The organism is Staphylococcus sp. MB377, assembly GCF_001922505.1.
Classification (GTDB): Bacteria; Bacillota; Bacilli; order Staphylococcales; family Staphylococcaceae; genus Staphylococcus; species Staphylococcus haemolyticus.
Genome location: NZ_MAON01000024.1, coordinates 1 through 5,870, shown reverse-complemented (window position 1 = coordinate 5,870; position 5,870 = coordinate 1). Strand labels below are relative to the sequence as shown.

The 5,870-nt window shown below is 28.8% G+C and carries 5 protein-coding genes; 4 read left to right on the top strand and 1 reads right to left on the bottom strand.

Features of this window, described 5'->3' with window-relative positions:
* The coding region (locus tag BB045_RS06900) for a transposase (protein ID WP_142236930.1) at positions 1 to 479 on the top strand (479 nt) is incomplete at its 5' end.
* Positions 480 to 724: 245 nt separating this feature from the next.
* On the opposite strand, the gene BB045_RS06895 is transcribed toward BB045_RS06900, so the two are convergent.
* Positions 725 to 1,543: a LysM peptidoglycan-binding domain-containing protein gene (locus BB045_RS06895; protein WP_070861024.1), complete on the bottom strand. Its 819-nt coding sequence runs from the start codon at positions 1,541 to 1,543 to the stop codon at positions 725 to 727.
* Between the two features lie 498 nt (positions 1,544 to 2,041).
* On the opposite strand from BB045_RS06895, the gene BB045_RS06890 reads away from it, so the two are divergent.
* From BB045_RS06890 to BB045_RS06880, 3 genes are all read left to right on the top strand, one after another.
* The gene (locus BB045_RS06890; protein ID WP_037536498.1) at positions 2,042 to 2,701 is read left to right on the top strand and encodes a Bax inhibitor-1/YccA family protein; all 660 of its coding nucleotides are present in this window, start codon (positions 2,042 to 2,044) and stop codon (positions 2,699 to 2,701) included.
* Between the two features lie 320 nt (positions 2,702 to 3,021).
* On the top strand, positions 3,022 to 5,169 hold the full coding sequence (locus BB045_RS06885) for a helix-turn-helix transcriptional regulator (protein WP_075140612.1): 2,148 nt from the start codon (positions 3,022 to 3,024) through the stop codon (positions 5,167 to 5,169).
* Between the two features lie 148 nt (positions 5,170 to 5,317).
* Positions 5,318 to 5,677: a transcriptional regulator, SarA/Rot family gene (locus BB045_RS06880; protein WP_075140611.1), complete on the top strand. Its 360-nt coding sequence runs from the start codon at positions 5,318 to 5,320 to the stop codon at positions 5,675 to 5,677.
* Positions 5,678 to 5,870: the final 193 nt, after the last annotated feature.

Here is a 5,870-nt window from a genome sequence, read left to right as displayed (position 1 = left end):
AAAGGGGGTCAAACCTATTTCTTAAACCTTTTGAAACGCTAGAAGCATTTAATTATCATAAAGTCCATTTATTTAAAGAGTGGAAAACCGAAAAAGGCATTATAAATTACTTATTAGGTGTAGATGTAGAATTATTTAATACATATCACTACGTTCATGAGCTAAGAAGATTATTAAAAGAAAATCAAATAGAGAAATTTAATCATAAACTCTTTTCTATTCATCTTTCAGATGTGTGTCCTAAATTACGCCCAGTCATTAGAACTTTAATACGCTTACTAGCTTTCATTGAAAATACTATGACATATTCTAACCTGACCAACGGTCCGTTAGAAGGAATTAATAATAAAATCAAACTCATTAAAAGGGTATCTTTTGGTTATAGAAATTATGATAATTTGCATAATCGAATTATTATAACTTCGCGACTATTTGCCTCAACAACAAAAAAAGAGATTAAACAACCTAAGGTTGCTTAATCTCAATATTTGGACTCATCAGTCCGATTTGACGTAGAGCCATAATATATTAAAGAAGGGCTAGCGATACATTGTCGCTAGCCCTTCTTTGTTAGATATGAAGTAAGACATAATAGAATTTAAATCATCTTTTGAATTCAAGTTGAAACAGTGGGATGATTTATTAAATTGCATTATTTTAGTGCACAAAAAAGAGTAATCCAATTAAACTTAATTAGCTGCTCTTATACTCTATATTTAATTTCTTAGTGAATGAAGTTGTAGTTTGAAACTACAGATGCAGGAATTGTTCTAGTATTAGTGTTATATGGTCCGTTAGCATAATTCATTTCTGAAATTAAGATACTACCATCAGCATTAACACGTTCAACATAAGCTACGTGTCCATAGTAGCCAGTAGTTGTTTGCATGATTGAACCTACAGTTGCGTTATGATCTACTGTATAACCATCTGCTGCTGCATTACCTGCCCAATATTTTGCATCTGACCAATAAGTACTAATTGGTTTACCAGCTTGAGCACGTCGGTCGAATACGTACCATGTACATTGACCAGCAGTATATAGGTTTTGGTGACTAAATGTTGGACTAGAATAACCGCCACTTCCGCCTACATTATTGTTTGTACTAGGATTTGTTTTACTAGGTGTTGTAGTTGAACCATTAGGTATTTTTAATTTTTGATTTGGTGTAATTAAGTAACCTGATAAATTATTGGCTTTCATTAATGCATTGACAGTTACACCATTTTTACTAGCAATTGCATATAAAGAATCGCCAGCTTTTACAGTATATGTTGATGAAGAAGTTGTTGCATTTGAACTGGCATTGTTAGAGTTATTACTGCTGCCCCCAATAGTAATAACTTGACCAGGGAAAATCATATTGTTTGAAAGATTGTTGCTCTTCTTAATACTATCCACAGATGTATTATATTTACTAGCGATGCTCCAAAGCGACTCGCCGGATTTTACAGTATGTTGAGTTGATGCTTCAGCATTGTGATTAGATAGTACTGCAACTGCTCCGGTTGCGACAGAAGCTGCGACTGCTAACTTTTTCAACTAAATGTCCTCCTTGAGAAAATTGATTTTATTTATAATTAATAAATTCCTAAACTATTAATTTATCTTATATATTCATTTACATATATCACGTATTCATACTATCAAAAAAAAAACACAATTTGGGCATTGTTATTATCTTGTAATATTGTTAATATTTGTCTCTTATTATGTAAAAGCGTCTAATCTGTTGATATGATAGCGTTCATTAAATATTTGACCGCACATTTTAGTAAAAAAATTAAGTGATTTGTAATATTTCTATTAGAAATAAAAATGAGTTGAGTGGAAAATTTAAGCTCCAAATGGATTAACAATAGGTTTTAAGGTTGTGTTAAATTTAATTGTAGTTCATATTTTGAGGTCTAGTATTAATAACTAATGTAAATGTAATTGTAGAAAACATATCATTCGTTAATGATTTATTTTTTGAAAAGTAGTTAGAATGCGATACAATCATGTTGAAAAAGTGATATCTGAAAAGGAGAGATTCATTGTATGTCTCAGTCGTATAACAACACACATCATATGAAGACAAAACATCGAGATAAAGATAGAACGCGTGATTACGCCAAGGTATGGCTATTTTTTATGTATTATTGGATTATATTTGGAATTGGATGTTACTTCGGACAATACTTACCTATGGAATGGAGACGTCCTTTATCTATAGCATTATTAGTACTTATTTTGGCAACATTATTTATTCAACGTGCGCGTAAGTATGGTTTGGTTATTTCGCATATTTACGCCATTATTGTAGGTCTTTTATCATACGCTACTTTTACAACTTATATGCAAAATTTAGGACCAGAGGTCTTCTATAAAAATGTCTTATTAGCAATTGGCGCATTTATAGTTTTCGGTATTTTAGGTTTTTTCATTATTAATGATGCTTCTAGTATTGGTAAATATTTATTTGTAACATTAATTGCATTAATTATTGCCGGATTGATTGGAATGTTCATTCATAATCCTATATATCACACTGCCATTACGGTTGTAGGTTTAATACTTTTTCTATTATATACATTGTATGATTTCAATCGTATGAAGCGAGGGAATTTTTCACCACGTGAAATGGGTTTTAATCTATTTATTAATTTGTTGAATATCATAAAAGATGTATTAAGACTTGCAAATCGCTTTAAAAATTAAATAAGAAAGAACATAATGAGAACCTATACATTTGAGATGTCTACGTGTTGCATTCAATGATTTTATTTTGTTTAGTAATTGTATGATTGATCGTATTACTATATACATGATTGAATTTGAAGCAATAACGGGACATTTTTTAACAAATTGATAACTTAAGTTAATAATAACAATAAATTAATTTATAAAAAATTGTATTTTTGATTTGTTTATCATGTTGTGGTAAATTTACATTTAATCACTATGATAGTGCTAAGAAGCAAAAAGGAAATTAGTACAACATTTAGAAAGACTATCATGAATTAGAAAGAGGTTAATCAATGTCTAATACCAATATTCATATATTGACTAAGAATGAATACAAAATGACACGTTGCCAAGACGGTATTATTCTGTTGTTTCCGATAGAAGGTCAACTTAAACTTCAGCACTTTACTAAAACCGTTAACGTCGAAAATGACATTTACGTTATTAATAATACAGATATTTTTTCAATTCTAAAAAATAAAAAAACCATCATGCTTTATATCGCTAGTGATTGGTTTAGAGATCGCCATTTTGATTTCTTCAATTATAAATACTCAACTAATCTAGTTAAGTCCATTAACTCCATTAAACGCGCATTATTGCAACTTGCCCTAAACCATTTAAACGCAGACTCAGTTTCTGAAGGTACTACATATATTACTTCTGTTGTTGATATTATTGGGAAAGAAGGCGCCATTGAGAAATCAATCGCAAATCATCAATATAACTTCTCTTTTTACGGTGAATTAAGCGAAATATTAGAATATATTAATCAAAATATTAATAAGAAATTAACGCTAACGGGTATAGCATCAAAATTATTTACTTCTAAATCTAATCTTTCGGCACAGTTTAATCAATTGCTAAATATGGGTTTCAAGACATATGTAGATACTTTAAAAATTGCAAATTCATTTGAATGGCTATTAACAACGGAATACACGATAAGTTTAATAAGCGAAAAAGTAGGATTTAGCAATGCTTCAAGTTATTCTAAAACGTTTAAAAATTATGTTGGCATGACTCCCAACGAGTACCGATACTGTGATAGATATGAAAAATCTATTGATATGGATTATGGAAATATAATCGAAGGAAATATTGACTACATTAATCAATTAATCAAGATTAAACAACAATATTATAACCAACACGATGAACATATAATCTACGCAGATTCAACAATTGGTTCTACTGTGAATCCGTATTATTTAGTGATGCAAGTTAATACTATAGAAGAAATAAGATTATTATTTTTTCAAGATTTTGCACGACCTTTGTATTACGAACACTCAACATTGAAGTTTTATCTAAATGTAGATATGCGTGATATTAAAGATCAAATGACAAAGTATGAGAGACAACGATTGTTTGAATACATCATTATTAATGAATTAAATGTAGTATTTAGACTGGAAGATTTAACGTTAACGGATTTTTTAGAGTCTAATTTTGAGGATGTAGCAAACTACTTCAGAGAACATCAACTTCCTACGAGTGGTAATCATAAATTAGGTCTTGTTTTTGATTTAGATGAAGTAAATTTGAAATCCATTTATCGAATTATTTTAAAAATACAGCATAAAACGCAACAATTTTCATTTGGGTTAGAAATAAGTAAGCTGCTAAACGACCCTGTATTGTTTAAAACATTAGAATCACAAATCAAACGCATTAATTTTGAATTTTTATATATTGATAATGCACAACTAAAAATGCCTTACTTAATTGAACAGAATGAACATTTACTGGTGAAAAATATATTACGATACCAAAATATTAGACAAATATTAAAGCAATTTGATCTAGAAGATCAGAAAATAATATTTTTAAATTTTGAAAACCACAAATTTTTAAATAGTAAATATAATGATTTGAATAATAGTGCACCTTTATTAATTGAGACATTTGTGAGAACAGCGTCATATTTTAACGGAATTGGCTTTAACTTCAAGCATAGTGGTAATCTGTTTAATGCACTTCACATATTCGATGAAAACGGGTTTAAGTCGATATTAGGAACGATTTTAGAGCAACTCATTAAAATAAGTATGAAACCCAAATTATTTAATGAAAATTACATATTAATTGACGATGAAGACCAATATACTGTTCTAATTTACGATTGGCGTGTTTTAGAAAGTGAATCATTGCAAGTCAATTATGATCAGACATATATATTTATTGATTTTACAGATGATGTATTAAAAGATACCTATTTAGTTCAAATTCAACTCGTCGATGACTATAACGGTAATATTAATCATCTTATTTCTCAGCGTATTAGAAAAAAACATAAATGGTCAAAACGATTTTTAAGAAAACTAGATTATTTAATCCATCCAACATTTCAAATGATAGAACATAACTTTAATAATGCACCTCTTCAAATTAAACTTAATTACAATGCGTTGTACATCGTTAAAATTTTTAAAAAATAAAATCTATCCAATTGTATTTTGCACAACTATATTTAACATTGTTAGTAAATTCGACAAAAATTTCTAAACAAAGTTATAGGACATACCTAAAAATATAAAGGATAATAGTAATTAAGTTGTCTGCTTATATTTGGAGGTGCAAAAATCATTGAATAATGACAAATTAAATAAATTACTAGAATTCTATAAACAACATAAAGCATTGTCAGAGTACATAGATAAACAATATAAGTTGACATTAAATGATTTGGCTTTGCTCAAACTTGCTCATGAACATATTGCTAAAGATCAAATGTTAATGCAAAAATTTCTAAAAATAGCAATTAGTGAGTTAGAGTTAAGTAGAACTAAATTATTAGTCTCAATTCGACGACTTATAGAAAAAGAAAGACTAAGTAAGGTTCGATCAACTGAAGATGAGAGAAAAATTTTTATCTATATGGATGAGAAGAATATTAAAAAATTCGATTCTTTATTCAATGATGTTGAAGAATTCTTAGATATTTAATTTAATATGTTGAACGAGAATACTGACAAAGACATTCTGTCAGTATTTTTTTATGCTTATTTTTACGGCTCTACGTCAAATCGGACTGATGAGTCCAAATATTGAGATTAAGCAACCTTAGGTTGTTTAATCTCTTTTTTTGTTGTTGAGGCAAATAGTCGCGAAGTTATAATAATTCGATTACGCAAATTAT